The 24586-nt window shown below is 58.5% G+C and carries 26 protein-coding genes; 17 read left to right on the forward strand and 9 right to left on the reverse strand.

Going from position 1 to position 24586, the window contains the following annotated elements:
* The 13 genes from ACZRKZ_RS25695 to ACZRKZ_RS25755 all read left to right on the forward strand — a co-directional run bounded on the left by ACZRKZ_RS25695 (position 1) and on the right by ACZRKZ_RS25755 (position 12863).
* Positions 1-630 carry a response regulator gene (locus ACZRKZ_RS25695; RefSeq protein WP_133102265.1) on the forward strand — a complete coding sequence of 210 codons (630 nt, stop codon included), beginning with the start codon at positions 1-3 and terminating at the stop codon, positions 628-630.
* 226 nt (positions 631-856) lie between these two features.
* Positions 857-1969: an ABC transporter ATP-binding protein gene (locus tag ACZRKZ_RS25700; protein ID WP_463983106.1), complete on the forward strand. Its 1113-nt coding sequence runs from the start codon at positions 857-859 to the stop codon at positions 1967-1969.
* 45 nt (positions 1970-2014) lie between these two features.
* The gene (locus ACZRKZ_RS25705; RefSeq protein ID WP_350614387.1) at positions 2015-3055 is read left to right on the forward strand and encodes an ABC transporter substrate-binding protein; all 1041 of its coding nucleotides are present in this window, start codon (positions 2015-2017) and stop codon (positions 3053-3055) included.
* Between the two features lie 155 nt (positions 3056-3210).
* Positions 3211-4458, forward strand: a complete 1248-nt coding sequence (locus ACZRKZ_RS25710; RefSeq protein ID WP_463983107.1) for an ABC transporter permease — start codon at positions 3211-3213, stop codon at positions 4456-4458.
* Between the two features lie 12 nt (positions 4459-4470).
* A complete protein-coding gene (locus ACZRKZ_RS25715) occupies positions 4471-5295 on the forward strand; it encodes an ABC transporter permease (protein WP_463983108.1) in 825 nt (274 codons plus the stop codon).
* A 92-nt stretch (positions 5296-5387) separates the two neighbouring features.
* Complete coding sequence (locus tag ACZRKZ_RS25720; RefSeq protein WP_463983109.1) at positions 5388-6536, forward strand: iron-containing alcohol dehydrogenase; 1149 nt, start codon at positions 5388-5390, stop codon at positions 6534-6536.
* An 83-nt stretch (positions 6537-6619) separates the two neighbouring features.
* Positions 6620-7294 carry a ribulose-phosphate 3-epimerase gene (rpe, locus tag ACZRKZ_RS25725; protein WP_463967903.1) on the forward strand — a complete coding sequence of 225 codons (675 nt, stop codon included), beginning with the start codon at positions 6620-6622 and terminating at the stop codon, positions 7292-7294.
* The gene (locus ACZRKZ_RS25730) at positions 7291-8109 is read left to right on the forward strand and encodes a phosphoglycolate phosphatase (RefSeq protein WP_463967904.1); all 819 of its coding nucleotides are present in this window, start codon (positions 7291-7293) and stop codon (positions 8107-8109) included. Before rpe ends, ACZRKZ_RS25730 begins: the two co-directional genes overlap by 4 nt.
* 68 nt (positions 8110-8177) lie before the next feature.
* A complete protein-coding gene (gene trpE / locus ACZRKZ_RS25735) occupies positions 8178-9659 on the forward strand; it encodes an anthranilate synthase component I (protein ID WP_463983110.1) in 1482 nt (493 codons plus the stop codon).
* A gap of 20 nt (positions 9660-9679) precedes the next feature.
* Positions 9680-10273 (forward strand): aminodeoxychorismate/anthranilate synthase component II, encoded by a 594-nt coding sequence (locus ACZRKZ_RS25740; RefSeq protein ID WP_463983111.1) that lies wholly within the window; start codon positions 9680-9682, stop codon positions 10271-10273.
* A gap of 9 nt (positions 10274-10282) precedes the next feature.
* Positions 10283-11332 carry an anthranilate phosphoribosyltransferase gene (gene trpD, locus ACZRKZ_RS25745; RefSeq protein WP_463967907.1) on the forward strand — a complete coding sequence of 350 codons (1050 nt, stop codon included), beginning with the start codon at positions 10283-10285 and terminating at the stop codon, positions 11330-11332.
* Entirely contained in the window at positions 11329-12165 is an 837-nt protein-coding gene (trpC, locus tag ACZRKZ_RS25750; RefSeq protein ID WP_463983112.1) for an indole-3-glycerol phosphate synthase TrpC, read from the forward strand. The genes trpD and trpC overlap by 4 nt, the downstream gene beginning before the upstream one ends.
* A gap of 2 nt (positions 12166-12167) precedes the next feature.
* Positions 12168-12863 carry a lipoate--protein ligase family protein gene (locus ACZRKZ_RS25755; RefSeq protein WP_463967909.1) on the forward strand — a complete coding sequence of 232 codons (696 nt, stop codon included), beginning with the start codon at positions 12168-12170 and terminating at the stop codon, positions 12861-12863.
* Here ACZRKZ_RS25755 and crp read toward each other — a convergent pair.
* A complete protein-coding gene (gene crp, locus ACZRKZ_RS25760; protein ID WP_149414408.1) occupies positions 12860-13504 on the reverse strand; it encodes a cAMP-activated global transcriptional regulator CRP in 645 nt (214 codons plus the stop codon). The two genes, ACZRKZ_RS25755 and crp, sit on opposite strands and share 4 nt — an antisense overlap.
* A 249-nt stretch (positions 13505-13753) precedes the next feature.
* On the opposite strand from crp, the gene ACZRKZ_RS25765 reads away from it, so the two are divergent.
* Positions 13754-14176 carry an OsmC family protein gene (locus ACZRKZ_RS25765; protein WP_005792019.1) on the forward strand — a complete coding sequence of 141 codons (423 nt, stop codon included), beginning with the start codon at positions 13754-13756 and terminating at the stop codon, positions 14174-14176.
* Between the two features lie 106 nt (positions 14177-14282).
* On the opposite strand, the gene coq7 is transcribed toward ACZRKZ_RS25765, so the two are convergent.
* The 6 genes from coq7 to hemJ all read right to left on the reverse strand — a co-directional run bounded on the left by coq7 (position 14283) and on the right by hemJ (position 18810).
* Positions 14283-14930, reverse strand: a complete 648-nt coding sequence (coq7, locus tag ACZRKZ_RS25770; RefSeq protein ID WP_463983113.1) for a 2-polyprenyl-3-methyl-6-methoxy-1,4-benzoquinone monooxygenase — start codon at positions 14928-14930, stop codon at positions 14283-14285.
* A gap of 118 nt (positions 14931-15048) precedes the next feature.
* Positions 15049-15387 carry a histidine triad nucleotide-binding protein gene (locus ACZRKZ_RS25775; protein WP_463983114.1) on the reverse strand — a complete coding sequence of 113 codons (339 nt, stop codon included), beginning with the start codon at positions 15385-15387 and terminating at the stop codon, positions 15049-15051.
* An 84-nt stretch (positions 15388-15471) separates the two neighbouring features.
* Positions 15472-16260 carry an SDR family NAD(P)-dependent oxidoreductase gene (locus ACZRKZ_RS25780; RefSeq protein WP_463983115.1) on the reverse strand — a complete coding sequence of 263 codons (789 nt, stop codon included), beginning with the start codon at positions 16258-16260 and terminating at the stop codon, positions 15472-15474.
* A 63-nt stretch (positions 16261-16323) separates the two neighbouring features.
* Positions 16324-17289 (reverse strand): DUF805 domain-containing protein, encoded by a 966-nt coding sequence (locus ACZRKZ_RS25785; protein WP_463983116.1) that lies wholly within the window; start codon positions 17287-17289, stop codon positions 16324-16326.
* 87 nt (positions 17290-17376) lie between these two features.
* Positions 17377-18345 (reverse strand): NAD(P)H-dependent flavin oxidoreductase, encoded by a 969-nt coding sequence (locus ACZRKZ_RS25790; protein ID WP_463967913.1) that lies wholly within the window; start codon positions 18343-18345, stop codon positions 17377-17379.
* Positions 18346-18381: 36 nt separating this feature from the next.
* Positions 18382-18810, reverse strand: a complete 429-nt coding sequence (gene hemJ / locus ACZRKZ_RS25795) for a protoporphyrinogen oxidase HemJ (RefSeq protein WP_463967914.1) — start codon at positions 18808-18810, stop codon at positions 18382-18384.
* 136 nt (positions 18811-18946) lie between these two features.
* Between hemJ and argC the strand changes: the two genes are divergently transcribed.
* Both argC and erpA read left to right on the forward strand, forming a co-directional pair.
* Positions 18947-19981, forward strand: a complete 1035-nt coding sequence (argC, locus tag ACZRKZ_RS25800) for an N-acetyl-gamma-glutamyl-phosphate reductase (RefSeq protein WP_463983117.1) — start codon at positions 18947-18949, stop codon at positions 19979-19981.
* Between the two features lie 152 nt (positions 19982-20133).
* Positions 20134-20484 (forward strand): iron-sulfur cluster insertion protein ErpA, encoded by a 351-nt coding sequence (gene erpA, locus ACZRKZ_RS25805; RefSeq protein ID WP_003176443.1) that lies wholly within the window; start codon positions 20134-20136, stop codon positions 20482-20484.
* A 68-nt stretch (positions 20485-20552) separates the two neighbouring features.
* Here erpA and ACZRKZ_RS25810 read toward each other — a convergent pair whose 3' ends face one another.
* Entirely contained in the window at positions 20553-21644 is a 1092-nt protein-coding gene (locus ACZRKZ_RS25810) for an anhydro-N-acetylmuramic acid kinase (RefSeq protein ID WP_463983118.1), read from the reverse strand.
* A gap of 3 nt (positions 21645-21647) precedes the next feature.
* Positions 21648-23066, reverse strand: coding sequence for a peptidoglycan DD-metalloendopeptidase family protein (locus ACZRKZ_RS25815; protein ID WP_463983119.1), 1419 nt, complete (start codon positions 23064-23066; stop codon positions 21648-21650).
* Between the two features lie 212 nt (positions 23067-23278).
* Between ACZRKZ_RS25815 and tyrS the strand changes: the two genes are divergently transcribed.
* Positions 23279-24478 carry a tyrosine--tRNA ligase gene (tyrS, locus tag ACZRKZ_RS25820; RefSeq protein WP_463983120.1) on the forward strand — a complete coding sequence of 400 codons (1200 nt, stop codon included), beginning with the start codon at positions 23279-23281 and terminating at the stop codon, positions 24476-24478.
* Positions 24479-24586 lie beyond the last annotated feature (108 nt).

A 24586-nucleotide genomic window follows, 5' to 3' on the forward strand; every position in this document is an offset into this window, starting at 1 on the left:
GTGATCCGCGTACTGGTAGCCGAAGACCACGCCATTGTTCGTGAAGGCATCAAGCAATTGATCGGCTTGGCCAAGGACCTGCTGGTGGTAGGCGAGGCGAGTAATGGTGAGCAACTGCTGGAAACCTTGCGCCACGTGCCGTGCGAGGTAGTGCTGTTGGACATCTCTATGCCCGGCGTCAACGGCCTGGAAGCCATCCCGCGGATACGCGCCCTGAACAATCCTCCCGCCATCCTGGTGCTGTCCATGCACGACGAAGCGCAAATGGCCGCTCGTGCGCTGAAGGTGGGTGCCGCCGGTTATGCCACCAAGGACAGTGACCCGGCGCTGCTGCTGACGGCGATCCGCAAAGTGGCGGCCGGCGGGCGTTACATCGACCCGGACCTGGCGGACCGCATGGTCTTCGAAGTCGGCCTCACCGACGCCCGGCCCTTGCATTCGCTGCTGTCGGAGCGGGAGTTCTCGGTGTTCGAGCGCCTGGCTCAGGGCGCCAACGTCAACGACATCGCCCAGCAACTGGCCTTGAGCAGCAAGACTATCAGTACCCACAAGGCGCGGTTGATGCAGAAACTCAACATCACCTCCCTGGCAGAACTGGTGAAGTACGCGATGGAGCACAAGCTTCTATAGAGTCATATCTATTTGCGACACCCCGAAAAACGTCGCCAAGCCCATTCTTAAGGCTTGCAGCTTGATGCTCATGACTGCACTGTCCAGTGCCCGCCATCCGTGTAGGGCGATCCCTACCCCGAACCTTCCAAGATGCTGATACCAATCTCTCCTGCACCCCGATTTTCGGGGGCTTGCGCCTGGACTACGCTTGTTTCACGGCAGTCCAAAACGAAAAGGTGTGGGTATGAGCGAGGTGGATTCAAATGATGTGCTGGTCAGCTTTCGTGGCGTACAGAAGAGCTACGATGGCGAGAACCTGATCGTCAAAGACCTCAACCTGGAGATTCGCAAGGGCGAATTCCTCACCCTGCTCGGGCCGTCCGGTTCGGGCAAGACCACCAGCCTGATGATGCTCGCCGGTTTCGAAACGCCGACCGCGGGCGAAATTCAGCTGGCCGGGCGCTCTATCAATAACGTGCCGCCACACAAGCGTGACATCGGCATGGTGTTCCAGAACTACGCCTTGTTCCCCCACATGACGGTCTCCGAAAACCTGGCGTTTCCGCTGTCGGTCCGGGGCTTGAGTAAGACCGATATCAGCGAGCGGGTAAAGCGCGTATTGAGCATGGTCCAGCTCGATGCCTTCGCCCAGCGCTACCCGGCGCAACTCTCCGGCGGCCAGCAGCAGCGGGTAGCCCTGGCCCGGGCGCTGGTATTTGAACCGCAGTTGGTGTTGATGGATGAGCCCCTCGGTGCCCTCGACAAGCAACTGCGCGAACACATGCAGATGGAGATCAAACACCTGCACCAGCGCCTCGGCGTGACTGTGGTCTACGTGACCCACGATCAGGGCGAAGCGCTGACCATGTCCGACCGTGTGGCGGTGTTCCACCAGGGTGAGATCCAGCAGGTCGCTGCTCCGCGCACCTTGTATGAAGAGCCGAAAAACACCTTCGTCGCCAACTTCATTGGCGAGAACAACCGTCTTAATGGCCGCTTGCATAGCCACAGCGGCGACCGATGCGTAGTCGAGCTGGCGCGGGGCGAGAAGGTCGAGGCGCTGGCGGTGAATGTCGGCCAGATCGGCGGCCCGGTGACCCTGTCGGTGCGCCCGGAGCGGGTAAACCTCAATGGCTCCAGCGAAAGCTGCGTCAACCGCTTTTCCGGGCGTGTGGCGGAATTCATCTACTTGGGCGACCACGTGCGGGTGCGCCTGGAAGTCTGCGGCAAGAGCGATTTTTTTGTGAAACAACCGATCGCCGAGCTGGACACGGCGTTGACGGTCGGCGACGTGGTACCGATTGGCTGGCAAGTCGAGCACGTTCGCGCACTCGACCCACTTCTAGAGGCGAATTGATCGCCCCCTTGGCTTCACCCAACCCTGCACGTGGAGAGAACAACAATGTTGAAATCCCTTAAATTCAGTGCTCTGGCCCTTGGCTTGATAGGCGCGACACAGGCCATGGCAGGCACGGACCTGACGGTCGTGTCCTTCGGCGGCGCGAACAAGGCGGCGCAGGTCAAGGCCTTCTACGCTCCGTGGGAAAGCGCGGGCAACGGTAAGATCATCGCCGGTGAATACAACGGTGAAATGGCCAAGGTCAAAGCTATGGTCGACACCAAGAGCGTGTCCTGGGACCTGGTGGAAGTCGAGTCGCCGGAGCTGTCCCGTGGCTGTGACGAAGACATGTTCGAACCGCTGGATCCGGCGCTGTTTGGCAAGGCTGAAGATTTCGTCAAGGGTGCGATTCAGCCGTGCGGCGTAGGTTTCTTCGTGTGGTCGACGGTCATGGCGTACAACGCCGACAAGCTGAAAACCGCTCCTACCGGTTGGGTGGATTTCTGGGACACCAAGAAATTCCCCGGCAAGCGTGGCTTGCGCAAGGGTGCCAAGTACACCCTGGAGTTCGCTTTGATGGCGGACGGCGTAGCGCCTAAAGACGTTTACAAAGTGCTGGCCGGCAAAGACGGTCAGGACCGGGCATTCAAGAAGCTCGACGAACTCAAACCGTCGATCCAGTGGTGGGAAGCCGGCGCACAACCGCCGCAGTACCTGGCCTCGGGCGATGTGGTCATGAGCTCGGCCTACAACGGTCGGATCGCCGCCGTGCAGAAAGAAAGCAATCTGAAAGTGGTGTGGAACGGCGGCATCTACGACTTCGACGCTTGGGCGATTCCAAAAGGCCTGGCTAAGGATCGTGCTGAAGCAGCGAAGAAATTCATCGCCTTCTCGGTCGCGCCACAGCAGCAGAAAACCTATTCGGAAAACATCGCCTACGGTCCGGCCAACACTCTGGCGGTACCGCTGCTGGCTAAAGATGTGCTCAAGGATATGCCGACCACCCCGGAAAACATCGCCAACCAGGTGCAGATCGACGTCAGCTTCTGGGCGGATAACGGTGAGCAACTGGAGCAGCGCTTCAATTCCTGGGCGGCCAAGTAACCAAGCTACACCGCTTGCCCCTGTAGGAGCGAGCTTGCTCGCGATGGACGTTAACGATAACGCGTGCTGCCAGGTTAAACGCGCCGCCTTCACGTTCTTCGCGAGCAAGCTCGCTCCTACAGGGGGCAGTCCATCTTTAAGATCCGGAGTTTGCCATGGCCATCGCCGTTCCCTCGAACGAGGTCTCCACCCCCACCTTGAAGCAGCGCCTGGCGCGTGCCGAGCGGCTTAACCGCTGGAAGGCCCAAGCCTTGATTGCGCCGCTGGTGCTGTTTTTGTTGCTGGTGTTCCTGGTGCCGATCGTCGCGCTGCTCTACAAAAGCGTTGGCAACCCGGAAGTGGTGGGCGGCCTGCCGCGCACCGTTGTTGCGGTGACCGCGTGGGACGGGCGTGGCTTGCCCGGCGAGCCTGTGTATCAGGCCCTCACCGAGGACCTGGGCGAAGCCCGGAAAAACCAGACCCTGGGCGATTTGTCCAAACGTCTGAACATGGAATTGGCCGGCTACCGCAGTCTGCTGACCAAAACCGCGCGGGCGCTGCCGTTTACCCAAGTGCCTGCCTCTTATAAAGAAGCGCTGGAAAACCTCGACGAGCGTTGGGGCGACCCGGCGTACTGGCAGGCGATCCGCCGCAATACCAGCAGCTTAACGCCTTACTACCTGCTGGCGGCCGTCGATCACCGTATTGACGACCTCGGCGAAGTCGCCCCGGCCACACCGGACCAGGCGATTTACCTCGACATCTTCGCCCGGACCTTCTGGATGGGCCTGGTGATTACCGTGTTTTGCCTAGTGCTGGCCTATCCCCTGGCCTACCTGTTGGCCAACTTGCCGGCTCGGCAAAGCAACCTGCTGATGATCCTGGTGCTGCTGCCGTTCTGGACGTCGGTGCTGGTGCGAGTGGCGGCGTGGATTGTGCTGTTGCAATCGGGTGGGCTGATCAATGGCGCGCTGATGAGCATGGGCATCATCGACAAGCCCCTGGAGTTGGTATTCAACCGGCTGGGGGTCTACATCTCCATGGTGCATATCCTGCTGCCGTTCATGATTTTGCCGATCTACAGCGTGATGAAGGGGATTTCGCCGACCTATATGCGCGCGGCGATTTCCCTGGGCTGTCATCCGTTTGCCAGCTTCTGGCGGGTGTACTTTCCGCAGACCTACGCGGGCGTCGGTGCGGGCTGCCTGTTGGTGTTCATTCTGGCAATTGGTTACTACATCACCCCGGCGTTGCTGGGCAGCCCGAACGACCAGATGGTCAGCTACTTTGTGGCTTTCTACACCAACACCAGCATTAACTGGGGCATGGCCACGGCATTGGGCGGATTGTTGCTGCTGGCCACCGTGGTGCTGTACTTGATCTACAACTGGCTGGTGGGCGCCAGCCGCCTGCGCCTGAGCTGAGGAGACCTTGAGATGCTGAGCCCTTACATGTCACCCGTTGAGCGGGTCTGGTTCTACAGCTTGCGGATTCTCTGCGGCCTGATCCTGTTGTTCCTGATTTTGCCGGTGCTGGTGATCATTCCGCTGTCGTTCAATTCCGGGAGTTTCCTGGTGTACCCGCTGCAAGGGTTCTCGCTGCACTGGTACGAGGACTTTTTCGCCTCGGCGGAATGGATGCGTGCGTTAAAGAACAGCATCATCGTCGCCCCGGCGGCGACCTTGCTGGCCATGGTCTTCGGCACCCTGGCGGCGATTGGCCTGACCCGTGGCCATTTCCCCGGCAAGGCGCTGGTGATGGCGTTGGTGATTTCACCGATGGTGGTGCCGGTGGTGATTATCGGTGTGGCCAGCTACCTGTTCTTTGCGCCGTTGGGCCTGGGCAACAGCTTCTTTTCGCTGATCGTGGTGCATGCGGTGTTGGGCGTGCCATTTGTGATCATTACCGTGTCGGCGACCTTGCAAGGCTTCAACCATAATCTGGTGCGTGCGGCAGCCAGTCTGGGAGCTTCGCCGGTGACGGCATTTCGGCGGGTGACCTTGCCGCTGATTGCTCCTGGGGTGATCTCCGGTGCGCTGTTTGCCTTCGCCACTTCGTTCGATGAAGTGGTGGTGACACTGTTCCTCGCAGGTCCCGAACAGGCAACTTTGCCCCGGCAGATGTTCAGTGGTATCCGTGAAAACCTCAGCCCGACCATCGCCGCTGCGGCGACCTTGCTGATTGCATTCTCGGTTGTGCTGTTGCTGACCCTGGAGTGGTTGCGCGGGCGCAGTGAAAAGCTGCGTACCGCACAAGTCTGAAGGCTAAACCTGCCATTCAGCCCCTGAATGGCAGACAACCCTCAATCCCGAGCTATCCTTGTGCCAGCCCCCACTTCTAAGAGGCCGCGCACATGAGTACCTCCTCATTCAAGATCGCCCACAAACTGCTCACCGGACCAGGTGCCATCGAACAGTTGGCCGCCGAGCTGACAAGACTGGATGTCGACAACCCGCTGATCGTCACCGACGCGGCACTGGTCAAGTCCGGCACCGTGCAGTTGGCGTTGGCGCATTTGGGTGATCGGCCCTACGAAATTTTCGACCGCGTGATGCCCGACCCGGAAATTGCCATCGTCGAAGACTGCATGCAGGTCTACCGCGAAGGCGGGCATGACGGCTTGATTGGCGTGGGCGGCGGCAGTGCCATCGACATCGCCAAGAGCGTCGCCGCCTATGCTGGCTATCATGGCGCCCTGGAGGATCTGTTCGGTGTCGACCAGGTGCCCCGCAAGGGCCCGCCGCTGATCGCGATTCCCACCACCGCCGGCACCGGTTCGGAGGTGACCAATGTGGCGATTCTGTCGGACAAGGTCGCCCAATTGAAAAAAGGTATCGTCAGCGATTTCCTGTTGCCGGACGTAGCGCTGATCAGCCCGCAGATGACCTTGACCTGCCCGCGCAGCGTCACCGCCGCCAGTGGCGTCGATGCGCTGGTGCATGCCATCGAGTCCTACCTGTCGCTGAATGCCTCGCAGATCACCGATGCCCTAGCCATTGGCGCGATCAAATTGATCGTCAATGCCTTGCCCAAGGCCTACGCCAACCCGGCCAATCTCCAAGCCCGTGATGACATGGCCACCGCTAGCCTGATGGCCGGCATGGCCTTCGGTAATGCCGGTGTGGGCGCGGTGCATGCCCTGGCGTATCCGTTGGGCGGGCGCTTCAATATCTCCCATGGGGTCAGCAATGCCTTGTTGCTGCCCTATGTCATGCACTGGAACAAGGTGGCCTGCGTCGAACGCATGCGGGATATCGCCCAGGCCATGGGGGTGAATGTCACGGGGTTGAGTGTCAACGATGCCGCCGACCAGGCCGTCGACGCCATGACACGGCTGTGCGCCGCCGTGGAGATCCCGTCAGGTTTACGCAGTTTCGGTGTTCCCGAAGAGGCTATCCCGGCCATGGCTGTGGAGGCTGCGGGCATAGAGCGACTGATGCGCAACAATCCGCGCAAGCTCAGCGCCGCGGATATAGAGAAAATCTACCGCGCTGCGTACTAGCCATTGAGTCAGGTCACGGTGCGCGCAACAAAGCATGCGGTATACAATGCGCGCCATCGTGATTTAGCTCAAAAAGGTGCGTCATGCAGCCCTTCGTTATTGCTCCATCGATTCTTTCCGCCGACTTCGCCCGCCTGGGCGAGGAAGTGGACAACGTGCTGGCCGCCGGTGCCGACTTCGTTCACTTCGATGTCATGGATAACCACTATGTGCCGAACCTGACCATTGGTCCGATGGTCTGCGCCGCCCTGCGCAAGTACGGCGTAACCGCGCCTATTGATGCGCACTTGATGGTCAGCCCAGTGGACCGCATTATCGGTGACTTCATCGACGCCGGCGCGACCTACATCACCTTCCATCCGGAAGCTACGCTGCACGTCGACCGCTCCCTGCAACTGATCCGCGAAGGCGGCTGCAAGGCCGGCCTGGTGTTCAACCCGGCGACGCCGCTGGACGTGCTCAAGTACGTGATGGACAAGGTCGACATGATCCTGCTGATGAGCGTCAACCCAGGCTTTGGCGGGCAGAAGTTCATTCCCGGCACCCTCGACAAGCTGCGCGAAGCCCGCGCGCTGATCGATGCCTCAGGTCGTGATATCCGTCTGGAAATCGACGGTGGCGTCAACGTCAACAATATCCGCGAAATCGCTGTTGCCGGTGCCGATACCTTTGTCGCAGGCTCGGCGATTTTCAACGCGCCGGACTATCAGGAAGTGATCGCTAAAATGCGCGCAGAACTGGCGCTGGCGCGTCCATGAGCGGCTTTGAGCAGTTGTTCCCCGGCACGCTGCCGCGGTTGGTGATGTTCGATCTGGACGGGACGTTGGTCGACTCGGTCCCGGACTTGGCGGCTGCCGTGGATAACATGCTGCTCAAGCTCGGACGTGCGCCGGCCGGTATCGACTCGGTGCGGGAGTGGGTCGGCAACGGCGTGCAGATGTTGGTACGCCGGGCCCTGGCCAACCATATCGACGCGCAAGGTGTGGATGACGTCGAGGCCGAGCATGCCTTGCAACTGTTCAACGCCGCTTATGAAGACGGCTACGAACTGACCGTGGTCTATCCCGGCGTGCGTGACACCCTCAAGTGGCTGCACAAGCAGGGCGTGGAAATGGCGTTGATTACCAACAAGCCGGAGCGCTTTGTCGCGCCGTTGTTGGACCAGATGAAGATCGGTCGCTATTTTCGCTGGATCATCGGTGGCGATACCCTGCCGCAGAAGAAACCCGACCCGGCGGCGCTGTTCTTCGTGATGAAAATGGCCAATATCCCGGCCTCCCAGTCGTTGTTTGTCGGCGATTCGCGCAGCGATGTGTTGGCGGCGAAAGCGGCAGGGGTCCAGTGCGTGGCCTTGAGTTACGGCTATAACCACGGCCGGCCGATCGCCGAAGAGTCACCAACGCTGGTGATTGACGACCTGCGACTGCTAATCCCGGGTTGCTTGGGAGCTGGCGCTGAGATAACGTTGGCCGACGCTGTTCCATCCCCTTCTGGAAATCCCATCGTGGTGGTCACTCGCAAACTCTGGATGAAAGTCATCAAGGCTCTGGCCCGCTGGCGTTGGCGCGCCTGACTGATCCTGGCCGCGCTGCGGCACGTTTGCACACCTGACCGTTAGACCCTCATGCCACGAGGCACCTCATGATCCGCGAAGAATTCCTGCGTTTGGCCGCTGCCGGCTACAACCGTATCCCCCTGGCCTGCGAAACCCTGGCCGACTTCGACACCCCGCTGTCGATCTACCTGAAACTGGCCGACGAGCCCAATTCCTATTTGCTGGAATCGGTGCAGGGCGGCGAGAAGTGGGGGCGTTATTCGATCATTGGTCTACCGTGCCGCACGGTACTGCGGGTTCACGACCATCACGTCAGCATCACCTGTGATGGCGTCGAGATCGAAAGCCATGATGTGGAAGACCCGCTGACCTTCGTCGAAGTCTTCAAGGCCCGCTATAACGTACCGACCATTGCCGGCCTGCCGCGCTTCAACGGCGGCCTAGTGGGCTACTTCGGCTACGACTGCGTGCGCTACGTGGAAAAACGCCTGGGCAAATGCCCGAATCCTGACCCGCTGGGCGTGCCGGACATTCTGTTGATGGTCTCCGACGCGGTAGTCGTTTTCGACAACCTTGCCGGCAAGATGCACGCGATTGTGCTGGCCGATCCCTCCCAGGATGGCGCGTTCGAGCAAGGCCAGGCCAGCCTGGAAGCCTTGCTGGAAAAACTGCGCCAGCCGATCACCCCGCGTCGCGGCCTGGACCTAAGCCGTCCGCCGGCCGCCGACCCGGTGTTCCGCTCCAGCTTTACTCAGGATGACTACGAGCGCGCAGTCGATACCATCAAGGAATACATCCTCGCCGGCGACTGCATGCAAGTGGTGCCGTCGCAGCGAATGTCCATCGACTTCAAGGCCGCACCCATTGATCTCTATCGGGCGCTGCGCTGCTTCAACCCGACGCCGTACATGTACTTCTTCAACTTTGGTGACTTCCATGTCGTGGGCAGTTCGCCGGAAGTGCTGGTGCGTGTCGAAGACAATCTGATCACCGTGCGCCCGATTGCCGGTACCCGTCCTCGCGGTGCGACCGAAGAGGCGGACCTGGCGCTGGAGCAAGACCTGCTGTCCGACGACAAGGAAATTGCCGAGCACTTGATGCTGATCGACCTGGGGCGTAACGACACTGGGCGAGTCTCGGAAATCGGTTCGGTGAAACTCACTGAGAAGATGGTCATCGAGCGTTATTCCAACGTGATGCACATTGTCTCCAACGTTACTGGCGAGCTGAAGTCCGGGCTGACGGCGATGGACGCCTTGCGAGCGATTCTGCCGGCCGGCACTTTGTCCGGCGCACCAAAGATTCGCGCGATGGAAATCATCGATGAGCTGGAGCCAGTCAAGCGCGGTGTCTATGGCGGCGCGGTGGGCTACTTCGCCTGGAACGGCAACATGGACACCGCCATTGCGATCCGCACTGCGGTGATCAAGGACGGGGAGCTGCATGTGCAGGCGGGTGGCGGCATTGTTGCCGACTCGGTACCAGCCCTTGAGTGGGAAGAAACCTTGAACAAGCGCCGGGCGATGTTCCGCGCAGTGGCGTTGGCTGAACAGACCCCGCAGGGCTAAGAATTCAAGAGGTTTCCCCCATGTTGCTGATGATCGATAACTACGACTCCTTTACTTACAACGTTGTGCAATACCTCGGCGAGCTCGGCGCCGAGGTCAAGGTGGTGCGCAACGACGAACTGACCGTGGCCGAAATCGCCGCGCTGAATCCTGAGCGCATCGTGGTTTCCCCAGGTCCGTGTACCCCGACCGAAGCAGGGATATCCCTGGAAGCTATCAAGTTTTTTGCCGGAAAATTACCGATTCTCGGTGTGTGCCTGGGCCATCAGTCCATCGGCCAGGCATTCGGCGGCGACGTGGTTCGCGCCCGCCATGTGATGCATGGCAAGACCAGCCCGGTGTTCCATAATGACCAAGGTGTATTTCACGGCTTGAAGCTGCCGGTGACGGTTACTCGCTACCACTCGTTGGTGGTCAAGCGCGAGACCCTGCCGGAATGCCTTGAACTGACCGCCTGGACTCAGTTGGAAGACGGCTCGGTCGACGAGATCATGGGCCTGCGTCACAAGACATTGAATGTCGAAGGGGTGCAATTTCACCCTGAATCGATTCTGACCGAGCAGGGCTATGAGCTGTTCGCCAACTTTCTCAAGCAACGCGGCGGCACGCGCTAAGGACTTTTCATGGATATCAAGACTGCCCTGAGCCGTATCGTCGGCCATCTGGACCTGAGCACTGCCGAGATGAGCGATGTCATGCGCGAAATCATGACCGGTCAATGCACCGATGCGCAGATCGGCGCCTTTATGATGGCCATGCGCATGAAGAGCGAGAGCATCGACGAAATCGTCGGCGCCGTCTCGGTCATGCGTGAGTTGGCGGACAAGGTCGAACTCAAAACCCTCGACGGCGTGGTCGACGTGGTCGGCACCGGTGGCGACGGAGCGAATATTTTCAATGTGTCGACAGCTGCTTCTTTTGTCGTGGCGGCTGCCGGCTGCACCGTGGCCAAGCACGGTAACCGCGCCGTATCAGGCAAAAGCGGCAGCGCCGATTTGCTGGAAGCCGCAGGGATCTACCTGAACCTGACGCCGGTGCAAGTGGCGCGCTGCATCGATAATGTCGGCATTGGCTTCATGTTCGCTCAGTCCCATCATGGGGCGATGAAGTACGCTGCCGGTCCGCGCAAGGACCTCGGCTTGCGCACCCTGTTCAACATGCTCGGCCCGCTTACGAATCCGGCTGGCGTGAAACATCAGGTGGTTGGTGTGTTCAGTCAGGCGCTGTGCCGGCCACTGGTCGAAGTCTTGCAACGCATGGGCAGCAAACATGTGCTGGTGGTGCACTCCAAGGATGGCCTGGACGAATTTAGCCTGGCGGCGCCGACCTTTGTGGCAGAGCTGAAGAATGATCAGGTCACCGAATATTGGGTCGAACCTGAAGACTTGGGCATGAAGAGCCAGAGCTTGCACGGCCTGGCGGTGGAAAGCCCGGCCGCCTCCCTTGAGTTGATTCGCGATGCCTTGGGCCGCCGAAAAACCGAAAATGGCCAGAAGGCTGCGGAAATGATCATCCTGAATGCCGGCGCGGCACTTTACGCGGCCGACCACGCCTATAGTCTTAAGGAAGGCGTCGCCTTGGCTCATGATGCTTTGCACACGGGCCTGGCTCGCGAGAAGCTCGAAGAACTGGGGGCATTCACGGCCGTGTTCAAGATGGAGAATGAAGGATGAGTGTTCCGACCGTTCTGGAAAATATCCTGGCTCGCAAGGCAGAAGAGGTGGCCGAGCGCCGTGCCCGTATCAGCCTGGCCGAGCTGGAAGGCTTGGCGAAAAGCGCCGATGCACCACGCGGCTTCGCCGATGCCCTGATCAAGCAGGCCAAGGCCAGGCAGCCGGCCGTCATTGCTGAAATCAAAAAGGCTTCGCCGAGCAAAGGGGTGATTCGCGAGATCTTCATTCCTGAAGACATCGCCAAGAGTTACGAAAAGGGCGGTGCGACATGCCTCTCCGTGTTGACCGATATCGACTATTTCCAGGGCTGTGATCTTTACCTCCAGCAAGCGCGGGCAGCCTGCACGCTACCGGTGATCCGCAAGGACTTCATGGTCGACCCGTATCAAATCATTGAAGCCCGCGCGCTGGGCGCCGATTGCGTGCTGTTGATCGTCTCCGCATTGGATGACGTGAAGATGGCAGAGCTGGCCGCCGTGGCCAAAAGCGTAGGCCTGGATGTACTGGTGGAAGTTCACGACGGTGACGAACTGGAGCGTGCGCTGAAAACCCTCGATACACCGCTGGTGGGGGTTAACAATCGCAACCTGCACACATTCGAAGTCAGTCTGGAAAACACCCTCGACCTGCTGCCGCGCATTCCTCGCGATCGCCTGGTGATCACCGAGAGTGGCATCGTCAACCGAGCAGATGTTGAATTGATGGAAATCAGCGGCGTGTATTCGTTCCTGGTGGGCGAAACCTTCATGCGTGCCGAAAATCCGGGAGCTGAACTGCAGCGTTTGTTCTTTCCTGAACGTGGTGTGGCAATCAGCGGCTCGACGCTGGATTGATGATGATCAAGCCCATTGCAATGACGGTCGAGGCGGGCCTTGCGGCTGAACAGGATTTGCTGGCCGCCGTTTGCGCGGGCGAGCAGTCCTTTGGGCTGCTGTTTTGGCAGCCCAATGACCAAGCGTTGGTCATGCCTCGTCGGCTGAGTCGACTCCCCGCATTTGAAGTCGCCAGCCAAGTCTCGGCGGCCCACGGTTGGCCTGTCTTGCTGCGCGAGACAGGCGGTGAACCGGTGCCGCAATCGGCGGCCACCGTCAATATTGCACTGGTCTACGCTCCGCCTCGCAGCGAAGGTGACCAAGGCCGAATCGAAACCGGGTATCAACGCTTGTGCCAGCCTATCTGCGACCTGCTCATCGAGTTGGGTGGCGATGCATCGGTGGGTGAAATCGACGGGGCTTTTTGCGACGGGCGCTACAATGTCAATCTCGACGGCCGCAAAATGGTCGGCACCGCACAGCGCTGGCGGCAAAGCGGTGGTCGTCCGGTAGGCTTGGTGCATGGCGCGTTGCTGTTGGATAACGACCGCGATGCGTTGATCGCGGCGGTCAACCGCTTCAACGAAGCCTGTGGGTTGGAGCAGCGTGTGCGCGCCGAAAGCCATATTGCCTTGCACGAAGCTTTCCCCGCCCCCGATGCAATTAGTCGGCTCGACGCGTTGTACCGGAAAATGCTCGGTCAGTTCCTGCCGGTTTAGCGGGTACCGAACACCACCATGGTCTTGCCTTTGACATGAACCAGGTTGCGCTCTTCCAGATCCTTGAGCACCCGACCGACCATCTCCCGTGAACAACCGACGATACGTCCGATCTCCTGCCGAGTGACTTTGATTTGCATGCCGTCTGGGTGGGTCATCGCGTCAGGTTGTTTGCACAGTTCCAATAAGCAGCGCGCCACTCTACCCGTGACATCAAAGAATGCCAGGTCACCGACCTTACGGGTCGTATCACGCAAGCGCTGGGCGATCTGGCCACTCAGGGCGTACAGGATGTCCGGATCTTGCTGGGCCAATTCGCGAAATTTCGTATAGCTGATCTCTGCTACTTCGCACTCGATCTTGGCCCGCACCCAGGCGCTGCGCTCCTGTTCTTTTCCTGCTTGTTCAAACAGCCCCAGTTCACCAAAGAAATCACCGATATTAAGGTAGGCGATGATCATTTCACGGCCATCGTCATCCTCGATCAGGATGGTGACAGAGCCTTTGATGATGAAGAACAGCGTTTCCGAGCGCTCCCCTGCACAGATGATGTTGTGCTTGGCCGGATAGCGCCGACGCTGACAATGCATCAACAGTTTGTCGAGGTTCTTGATTTTGGGTGTGGGAGTAATAGCAACCATGGTTGTATCCCGAAAAGACTGCACGGTGTGGTCGGACTTGTATTTTTTATCGAGCGCTATCAATGGCTGTGCAAACATCCATTGGATGGCAATGCGCCATTGATTTGGCGCCAGCTTAACAGACACATTCTGACTCGATTAGGGAATTTAACTATCAAACCCTGCAGTTGATCGTTTTCATGGGAAACACTGCCGCTCCAAGGCCCTGTGCTAAGCTGGCGACCCTTTTTTAGCAGTGGAGTCTGGGCGATGAAGGCACGCATCCAATGGGCGGGCGAAGCGATGTTCCTCGGTGAGTCGGGCAGTGGCCATGTCGTGGTCATGGACGGCCCTCCCGAAGCTGGCGGTCGCAACCTGGGCGTACGGCCTATGGAAATGCTCTTGTTGGGTGTCGGCGGTTGCAGCAATTTCGATGTGGTCAGCATCCTGAAGAAGTCCCGCCAGGCGGTGGAAAGCTGTGAGGCTTTTCTTGAGGCGGAGCGCGCCACCGAAGACCCCAAGGTGTTTACCAAGATCCATATGCACTTCGTGGTCAAGGGCCGGGCGCTGAAAGAAGCCCAGGTCAAGCGTGCCATTGAGCTGTCGGCTGAAAAGTATTGCTCGGCCTCGATCATGCTGGGTGCGGCTGGTGTGGCCATTACTCATGATTACGAGATCATTGAGCTGGGCTGATCGATAGATTGGTGTTTAGTCCTGAAATAGGGTTACACCTATTTCAACCTGGCAAAAAGAAGGGCGCTTAAAAAGCGCCCTTTCTGCATTGTTTAGACGCGAATTATCAGATGCGGTAAGTACTCTTGGTCATTACCTTGGCCAGCAGGCTCATACCGAACTTCACCGGTGCCGGAAAACGGAAGCCTCCAGCATCCAGCGCACTTTCGGCATGGTGTTCTTCGTCAATACGCATCTGCTCAAGAATCGCCCGGGACTTCTCGTCTTCGGGTGGCAGTTGCTCGAGGTGCTCATTGAGGTGCTTGCAGACCTGATGCTCAGTGGCCGCCACAAAACCGAGGCTAACCTTGTCGCTGATCAGCCCGGCAACGGCGCCGATGCCAAACGACAAACCATAAAACAGCGGGTTCAACACGCTCGGGTGGCTACCCAGTTGGCGAATACGTTGCTCGCACCAGGCTAGGTGGTCGATTTCTTCCTCGGCAGCATGCTCCATGGCGGCGCGTATTTGCGGCAGCTTGGCGGTCAGGGCCTGGCCCTGGTACAGCGCCTGGGCACAGACTTCGCCGGTATGGTTGATGCGCATCAGGCCCGCGACATGGCGAGTGTCGGTCTCGCTCATTTGCGCTTCGGGTTGCACGATGGCGGGCGAGGGGCGGTACGGTTGGCCGCTGAACGGCAACAACGTGCGCATTGCCGTATCGGCTTGCAGCAACAGACGGTCAATCGGCGAGTAGTGACGTTGGGTAGTCATGCTGACCTCCGGGAAGAATCTCGGCGGCCAGTTTACCGCAAATAGAGGGGGGAAGCGTTTGCGTTGGGTCAAAGCTGTAAGGTCGCAGCCAGCGGCTGCGACTCGGACGAGCGGTCACTCAGCCCGGCGGCCAATTCATCTGACGCTGACCCAGTACATGCATATGGATGTGGTAAACGGTTTGCCCACCCATCGGGTTACAGTTCATCACCACGCGGAAACCGTCTTCGCAGCCCAGCTCCACGGCCAAGCGCTGGGCGGTGAACAAAATATGTCCGGCCAGTGCCTTATCTTCCTCGGTGAGGTCGTTAAGGGTGCGGATCGGTTTTTTCGGAATTACGAGAAAATGCACCGGTGCCGCTGGAGCGATGTCGTGGAAGGCCAGGACCTGGTCATCCTCGTAGATGATATTCGCGGGTATTTCTCTGTTGATGATCTTGGTGAACAGAGTATCCACAGCTGTTTCTCCGTAGTGAAAGTGCAGGCTGAGTGTACTCAGGCGATCTGCATGCGCCCAGCCCTTTGCGTGTGTCGATTGCGGTCAGCGCGGGCAGTAGGCCTTATTGATGGCACCGGCGATTTTGCGAGTCAGCCAGCGTGGGCTCAAGCGAGGGCTGAATGCCCGCCAGCGATTCTGACGACCGGGGATGATGATGGCTTTGTTTTTTTCGAGTGCGCGTACGGTATACAGCGCGACCTCTTCCGGACTCATTAGCTGTTGGCTGTTGTCCAATTTGACGGTATCCAGTTGCGCGGTACGGAAAAACGCGGTTCGCGTGGGGCCGGGGCAGAGCACCGAGACTTTTACTGCGCAGGTCTTCAGTTCTTCCCGCAGGCCTTCGGAAAAGTGCAACACATAGGCTTTGCTGGCGTAGTAGCTGCTCATCCACGGGCCGGGTTGGAACGCGGCGACTGAGGCGACGTTGAGGATTTGTCCGCCACCCTGCAGGGCCATTGAGTTGCCCAAGGCATGGCAGAGTCGGGTCAGGGCCAGGATATTGACCTCCAACAGATCTTGTTCGGTCATCCAGTCCTGGGCCAGGAACGGGCCACACGTGCCGATGCCGGCGCAGTTGACCAGCAAATCGATCTGTCGCTCGCCTTCTTCAAGCTCCAGCAGAAACCCGGACAGGCGCAAGGGCTCGCCAAGGTCGCAGGCACGGAACAGCACTTCGACGCCAAAGCGTTGAGTCAACTCGATTGCGATACTTTCCAACTGATCACGCTGGCGGGCCACCAGAATCAAGCTGCGGCCACGGCGGGCCAATGCTTCGGCCAAGGCCAGGCCGATGCCGCTGGAGGCACCGGTGATCAGAGCGTAACGGGTCATGCGTTTCTCCATCGCAACGCCGCCTAGCCTGAGACAAAGGCATCACAGGCGTCGGGCGTTTCTTCATTCTTCAGGAGAGTCTACAGGTTCGGCTGCGTCGTCAGCACTCTGCACATCGTCTTGCTCAACGATGACGCTTTGATCGGCGTCTTCATCCGTGGCCATGGAGCTGCTTTCGTAGGTGCTATCCACGGTGCCTTCAAATTCATCCAGCATGCCGCTCAGGCCGGGTATCAACAGTGCGACGAAGATCAACGGAATCAGCGCCAGCCATAGAACAGAGAGCACTTTGACCGAAGTACTGTTGGGCTGTGGCGGTGCGCCATATTGGTTGGCGCCGGTATTGCCCGGCAACACCATTAGTAGAATAGGGAAAACACTGCCCACGAAGGGAACCAGGTTGAGGAACCACAGCCAGCCGGACCAGCCCAGGTCATGCAAGCGCTGCACGGTAATCTGCACGCTGACCCAGATAAACGCGACACCAAAAGCGATCCCCACCAGGGTGCCAATGACGATAGCCGCTGTCGAAGACGCCGCAGCGATACCCAAACCTATGGTTAAGGCCACGCCGGTCACGGCGAGCATCGCCAGCGTCAGCACCAGGGTCCAGGCCAGGAAGCGCAACCGGCCAATACGTCCATTGACGGTAAAGACTTTTAGGGTGGCGAACTCTGGCAGGTTTTCACCTACGGCGGCTCGTGGCGGCGCGTAAGGTGATGCGGCTGGGCGGCTGTAGTTGGTTGAGCTGCTGGAGTCGGTCTCGTGAGTCTCGGCCAGGCTGAAGGCTATCGGTTGTTCGGCTTCGATGCGTGCATCAATGCCAGTCTTGGTCAGTGCTTCAAGGTAGGTTTGGGCGTCAGCTTGAGTAAGGTCGCGCTTGAGGGTAACAAGGCGTCCGGTAAACAGCTTCTCGATGGCTTCGACATCACTTTTGAACAGGTCGGCGAGGTTCAGCTTGGCTGTGGTGACTTCGACACCCGTCAACAGTGCGCCATCAAACACGATCTTGAAACGGTTGTCGCTCATGCGGGCATCCTTGTCACTTGAATGAGGTGGGTGTTGCGGGGGTGTGAAGCGCCTGCCTCAATCAGCAGGCGATACACTGCCGCTAGATCAGCGCGGCCAACGTTTTGGTAGTTGTGCTGCGTGCTCAAGCGCCTTGCGGTATTCGGCATCCAGGCGGGCAATGAGTTCATCGACGCTGGGTAGATCATCAATCTCACCGACGCCCTGGCCGGCGGACCATACGGTCTTCCAGGCCTTGGCCTCGTCACTCAATGGCTTGAGTTTTGAGCCGAAATTGACTTCGCCCTTGCCTTGTAGCGCGGCGAGGTCGAAGCCGGCGTTTTCCAGGCTTTGGCGCATAAAGCTCGCCGGCACGCCCGAGACGGCAGGAGTGTGCACGATGTCGGCAGCGCGCGATGTGAGCAGCATCTCTTTATAAGCATCCGGGGCATGGCTTTCGGTGGTGCCGATAAATCGGGTGCCGAAATAGGCCAGGTCTGCACCGAGCAACTGCGCAGCGAGGATCTCGTGCCCGTGGTTCAGGCAACCGGCCAGCAACAAGGTTTTATCGAAAAATTGGCGTATTTCGGCAATCAGCGAGAAGGGGCTCCAGGTGCCGGCATGGCCACCGGCGCCGGCCGCGACGGCGATAAGGCCATCAACACCGGCCTCTGCGGCTTTTTCCGCGTGGCGCCGGGTGGTGACATCATGGAATACCAGGCCGCCGTAGCTATGCACGGCGTCCACCAACTCTTTCACCGCGCCCAGGCTGGTGATGATGATCGGCACCTTGTGCTCGACGCAAATCGCCAAGTCGGCTTCAAGGCGCGGGTTGCTGTTGTGCACGATCAGATTGACTGCATAGGGCGCCGGGTTTTCCAACAGCGCCAAGCCTGCTTCGATTTCTTCCAGCCAGGCCTTGAAGCCGCTGCTTTCCCGTTGGTTGAGCGCCGGGAAGCTCCCGACTACACCGTTACGACAGCAGGCCAATACCAGTTGCGGGTTGGAAATCAGGAACATCGGCGCAGCCACCACGGGCAGGCGCAGACGTTGTTCAAGCAAAGCGGGCAGCGACATTGGAGGTACCCCGGATTAAGTGCGGCTGATTAGAAGTTAGAACGGCTTTACGACGACTAAAATTACAATAGCCAGCAATATCAGAACTGGCACTTCATTGAACCAGCGATAAAAGACATGGCTGCGGGTGTTTTCGCCACGGGCGAAACGTTTCACCTGTGCGCCGCACATATGGTGGTAGCCGATCAAGATCACTACCAAGGTCAGCTTGGCATGCATCCAGCCGCCTTGGCTGAATACGCTGGGGTTGAGGCTGATCAGCCAGATGCCGAATACCAGCGTGGCGATCATCGCCGGCAGCATGATGCCTTTGTACAGCTTGCGCTCCATGACACAGAAGCGTTCCTTGCTGACGGTGTCTTCGCTTTGTGCGTGGTAGACAAACAGGCGGGGTAGATAAAACAGCCCGGCAAACCAGCAGACGATGCTGACGATATGAAAGACTTTGATCCATAGATAAAGCATTTTTAGTTATTCCCAGGTTCACGGTAACTGGAGATAGTAGAGGTTAGAGCGTGCGTACGTCACCTTGGCGGTTGTCGCAGAACGATACGGCCCCTATTATCGACGGCTTTCCAGTGGGTTCGTTGAGGGCAGGTTTATGGTCAAGGTCGGTATCGTCGGCGGCACGGGTTACACCGGTGTCGAATTGCTGCGTCTGTTGGCTCAGCATCCGCAAGCTGAGGTGGTGGTTATCACTTCTCGATCCGAGGCCGGCCTGGCCGTTGCCGATATGTACCCGAACCTGCGAGGCCACTACGACGGTCTGGCGTTCAGTGTTCCGGACATCAAGGCCCTGGGCGCCTGCGATGTGGTGTTTTTCGCCACGCCCCATGGGGTTGCCCATGCCCTGGCGGGTGAGTTGCTGGCCGCTGGCACCAAGGTTATCGATCTGTCTGCGGACTTCCGTCTGCAGGATGCCGATGAGTGGGCCAAGTGGTACGGGCAGCCTCACGGTGCTCCAGAGCTGCTTGAAGAGGCCGTTTATGGGCTGCCGGAAGTCAATCGCGAGCAGATCAAGCAGGCGCGTCTGATTGCTGTGCCGGGTTGCTATCCGACCGCTACGCAGTTGGGCTTCCTGCCGTTGTTGGAAGCAGGTTTGGCAGATGTCTCGCGGTTGATTGCTGACTGCAAGTCGGGCGTCAGCGGTGCTGGTCGTGGCGCTGCGGTAGGTTCGCTGTACTCTGAAACGTCGGAGAGCATGAAGGCCTACGCGGTCAAAGGGCATCGCCATTTACCGGAAATTCGCCAAGGCTTGCGTCGTGCTGCTGGCAAGGACGTCGCTCTGACTTTCGTCCCGCATTTGACTCCGATGATTCGTGGGATTCACTCCACGTTGTACGCGACCGTTGTGGATCGCTCGGTAGACCTGCAAGCACTGTTTGAAAAGCGCTACGCGAACGAGCCGTTCGTCGATGTGATGCCCGCGGGCAGCCATCCGGAAACACGCAGCGTACGTGGAGCCAACGTTTGTCGTATCGCGGTACATCGCCCGCAGGATGGTGATTTGGTAGTGGTCCTGTCAGTCATTGATAACCTGGTCAAAGGCGCGTCGGGGCAGGCGGTGCAGAACATGAACATTCTGTTTGGCCTGGATGAGAAGCTGGGCTTATCCCACGCGGGTATGCTGCCTTAAGGCAGCTGCAAGCTTCAAGTTGTAAGCCGCAAGCTTGGAGCTAATGGCTTGAAGCTTGCCGCGGCCCCCATAATAGTTGACCGTTTTTCTAGGAGAAGCGGATAATGGCCGCCATCACGCATATGGCGGCGCTACGCCGGGAGATAATCAGCATGAGCGTTGAATCCTTCACCCCCACGGCTTTGCAATTCACCCACGGTGCTGCGCACAAGGTGAAGAGCCTGGTCGATGAAGAGGGTAATGATCGCTTGAAGCTGCGCGTATTTGTTACGGGCGGCGGTTGTTCAGGGTTTCAGTACGGTTTCACTTTCGATGAAGATGTGGCCGATGACGACACCATCGTCGAGCGCGAGGGCGTAAGCCTGGTCGTCGACCCTATGAGCTTCCAGTACTTGGCAGGCGCCGAGGTGGATTACCAGGAAGGTCTGGAAGGCTCACGTTTCGTGATCAAGAACCCGAATGCGACCACGACTTGTGGTTGTGGGTCTTCGTTCTCGATCTGATCGCTAGCGGATTGGGCAAAACGCCGCTTGGTTCTGATGGAGCCAAGCGGCGTTTTGCTGTCTGGGGTTCAGGCAGGGTAGATCGCGCCGAGTACTCGCAGCCCTCGGGCGCCTGTGACGCTTGGGCGGTTGGCGGCGATGCCTTCAAGACTACAGTGGGCCAGCCAGGCGAAGGCCATGGCTTCGACCCAGTCAGGATCTACACCGCAAGTGGCGGTGCTGCTGACGTGTGTATCGGGTAGTCGCGCGCGCAAGCGGCTCATCAGTGCGCAGTTGTGGGCGCCGCCGCCGCACACCAGCAGGGTTTCGGTCCGGGGTTGGGCGGCTCGCAGCGACTCGACGATGGTCTGCGCGGTCAGTTCAAGCAGTGTGGCTTGAACGTCCTCAGCGGCGAACTCGGGTAGTCGACGGAGATGGTGTTCCAGCCAGCCAAGGTTGAACACTTCGCGGCCGGTACTTTTCGGGCCTTGTGTCAGGAAGAATGGGTCGCTCAGTAAAGCCTTGAGCAGCAGAGGCTCAATGTTTCCGCTGGCAGCCCATTGGCCGTTGCGGTCAAAGTTCTCACCTCGCTGCAGATGAATCCAGGCATCAAGCAAGACATTGCCAGGGCCGCAGTCAAATCCGGAAACAGGCTTGCCTGTCTCGATCAGGCTCAGGTTGCTGAAGCCACCCACATTCAATACCGCGCGGTTGCCGCTGTGCTCGCTGAAGAGCGCCTCATGAAAAGCAGGCACCAACGGCGCTCCTTGGCCGCCGGCTGCAACATCGCGACTGCGAAAGTCACTGACGACAGTTATACCGGTCAATTCGGTCAGCAGCGCAGGGTTGCCGATCTGCACCGTAAACCCGCGAGCGGGTTCATGACGAATGGTCTGCCCGTGGCTGCCGATCGCGCGAATGTGCTGGGGAGTGAGTTTCTGTTGTTCCAGTAATGCGTGAATGCCTTGGGCCGCGAGCGTTACCCAGTTCTGTTGGGCAATGGCGGAGCGGGCAATTTCGTCCGGGCCGCTGGCGCAAAGGCCAAGCAGTTCGGTGCGCAGGGATTCAGGCATTGGAATGTAGTGGGTGGCGATCAACCTGATCGCCGGGCCTTGCTCGATCAGCGCAATGTCCAGGCCATCAAGGCTGGTCCCGGACATCACGCCTATATAGAGCGGCATGGCTCAGCGCTTCGCCGAGGCCAGCATGGTGGCCCGTTCCTGGTCCATGCGTGCCATCAGTGGTTGGCTCTGTTGCAGGAAGCGCGAGCGCTCTGCTTTGGCGATTGGATCGGCCATCGGCAGCTTCTGGCCCAGTGGGTCGACATGTGTGCCGTTGACCTGAAACTCATAATGCAAGTGCGGGCCGGTAGACAGGCCAGTGGTGCCGATGTAGCCGATTATCTGGCCTTGTTTGACGTTACCGCCAGTCTTGACGCCTTTGGCAAAGCCCTGCATGTGGGCGTAAAGCGTGCGATAGGTATTGCCGTGCTGGATGATCACGGCATTGCCGTAGCCACCGCGACGACCAGCCAGCAACACCTTGCCGTCGCCGGCTGCCTTGATCGGTGTGCCGCGAGGTGCCGCGTAGTCCACACCTTTGTGGGCACGGATTTTGTTCAGAACTGGATGCTTGCGGCCCATGGAGAAGCGCGAGCTAATACGGGCGAAGTCGACCGGGGTGCGGATAAAAGCCTTGCGCATACTGTTGCCGTCGGCAGTGTAGTAGCTGCTATTGCCTTGTTTATTGGTATAGCGCACGGCGGTATAGGTCTTGCCGCGGTTGGTGAACCGCGCCGAAAGGATGTTGCCCGTGCCGACGACCTTGCCGTTGGCGACCTTTTGTTCGTAGATCACGTCGAACTCATCGCCCTTGCGAATATCCTGGGCGAAGTCGATGTCGTAGCCAAACACGCTGGCCATGTCCATTGTCATGCTATGGGACAGGCCGGCGCGAGCAGCGGACTGTGACAACGAACTATTGATCACTCCGTGGATATAGGCGGAGCGCACCACGGGTTTGGTGGTAATACGATTGAAGGCGAAGCCTTTGGCTCCCTTAGTCAGGGTGATGCTTTCAAGGTCGCTGATGCTGCTGTGCAGGTTGTTCAGTTGGCCGTCGTGAGTCAGCTCGAATTCAAGCTTCTGGCCGTGTTTGAGCTGGGTGAACTGCTTGGCTTGCTTGTCGCTGGCCAGCACTTCATTAACCGTTGACGCCGGGAGGCCGACCTTTTCGAACAGCGTTGACAGCGTGTCGCCTCTAGCAACGATCACTTCGCGGTGTTCCGGGCCCTTCGCTGCCTCTGGGGCGGTAGCCGGAGTCGCCTGGGCTGTTCCCTTGGTGTCGTCAGTGCTGTTTTCAATCTGCGCAAATGGCGACTCAACAGCGCCATTTGTGGCTTGTTGTGCGTCAGAAGCGTCCTGATCTTGTGTCAGTTGCTCAATCGGACTCTCTAAGTCGAGACTCAAGGTTGTTCGTTTGGCTTCTACGTCACTGGAAGGGAATACCAGGAGTGCCAGGCTTAGAAGGGCGGCGATACCACTTGCGGCGAGCAGGTGGGTCTTCGGGTAAAGCGGTGGCGCTTTAGACGGTTCAGTGATCATAGGTAATTTTTGACTTTGAAAAAATGAATTGGAAAAGATGACTGACATGATGAAGATGAAATAACTGTATAAAATATAACCAAATCGTCTGTGACGCAAGCCTGCGAACGCCGGGCTAGTGGAATGGTGTCCGTACGCAGGGCAAAACTTGTATTTACTCCCTGATCTTGTATGGTTGGTTCCCTTTTGAATCTGAGCCTTACGGGTCTGTTATGAAGTCGGTTGAAGAGCAGCTAGCGCTGATCAAACGTGGTGCGGAAGAACTGTTGGTCGAAGCCGAGCTGATCGAAAAGCTCAAGCGTGGTCAGCCCCTTCGTATTAAAGCTGGCTTCGATCCGACTGCGCCGGATCTGCACCTGGGCCATACCGTGCTTATTAATAAGCTGCGCCAGTTCCAGGAACTGGGGCATCAGGTGATCTTTCTTATAGGTGACTTCACCGGGATGATCGGCGATCCCAGTGGCAAGAGTGCCACGCGTCCGGCCCTGACCCGCGAGCAGGTTCTCGATAATGCAGAGACCTATAAGACGCAGGTCTTCAAGATTCTTGATCCGGCCAAGACTGAGGTGGCTTTCAACTCCACCTGGATGGATCAGATGGGGCCGGCGGATTTCATTCGCCTGACGTCCCAATACACCGTTGCTCGAATGCTTGAGCGCGATGACTTCGATAAGCGTTACTCCACCAATCAGCCAATTGCTATCCATGAGTTTCTTTATCCGCTGGTTCAGGGTTACGACTCCGTGGCCTTGCGCGCTGATGTCGAGTTGGGTGGTACGGATCAGAAATTCAACCTGCTGATGGGGCGTGAGTTGCAGCGTGCCTATGGGCAAGAAGCTCAATGCATTCTGACCATGCCTTTGCTGGAGGGGTTGGATGGTGTCAAAAAGATGTCCAAGTCCTTGGGCAACTATGTAGGCATTCAGGAAGCGCCGGGCGTTATGTACGGCAAGCTGGTCTCCATTCCGGATGTGCTCATGTGGCGTTACTTCGAGCTACTGAGCTTCCGCTCGATGGAAGAGATCAATGCGCTGCGTGCTGATGTGGAGGCAGGGGCCAATCCTCGTGATGTAAAAATCAAGCTGGCGGAAGAAATCGTTGCGCGCTTCCATGGTGAGGAAGCTGCGGCCAGTGCTCATCGTGCTGCGGGTAACCGTATGAAGGATGGCGAACTGCCTGACGATCTGCCTGAGGTTGAGTTGACTGCTGCCGAGGCGATGCCGATTGCGGCTGTGCTTAATAAGGCGGGCCTGGTGAAGAACTCTGCCGTGGCGCGGGACCTTCTGGGTTCTGGCGGTGTGCGTATAGATGGTGAGGTTGTAGATCGCACCTTTATATACGAGCTGGGCGCTACCCATGTTTGTCAGGCTGGCAAGAAGGCATTTGCGCGCATTACGCTCAAATCCGAATAAGCTTGAAATTAGGGGTTGACGGCAGATTCTGGAAGTCTATAATTCGCCCCACTTCCGGCGCAGTCGAAACGGAAAACTCCTTGGTAAACAAAGAGTTATGTAGGTTTC

The organism is Pseudomonas sp. c313 (assembly GCF_055407145.1).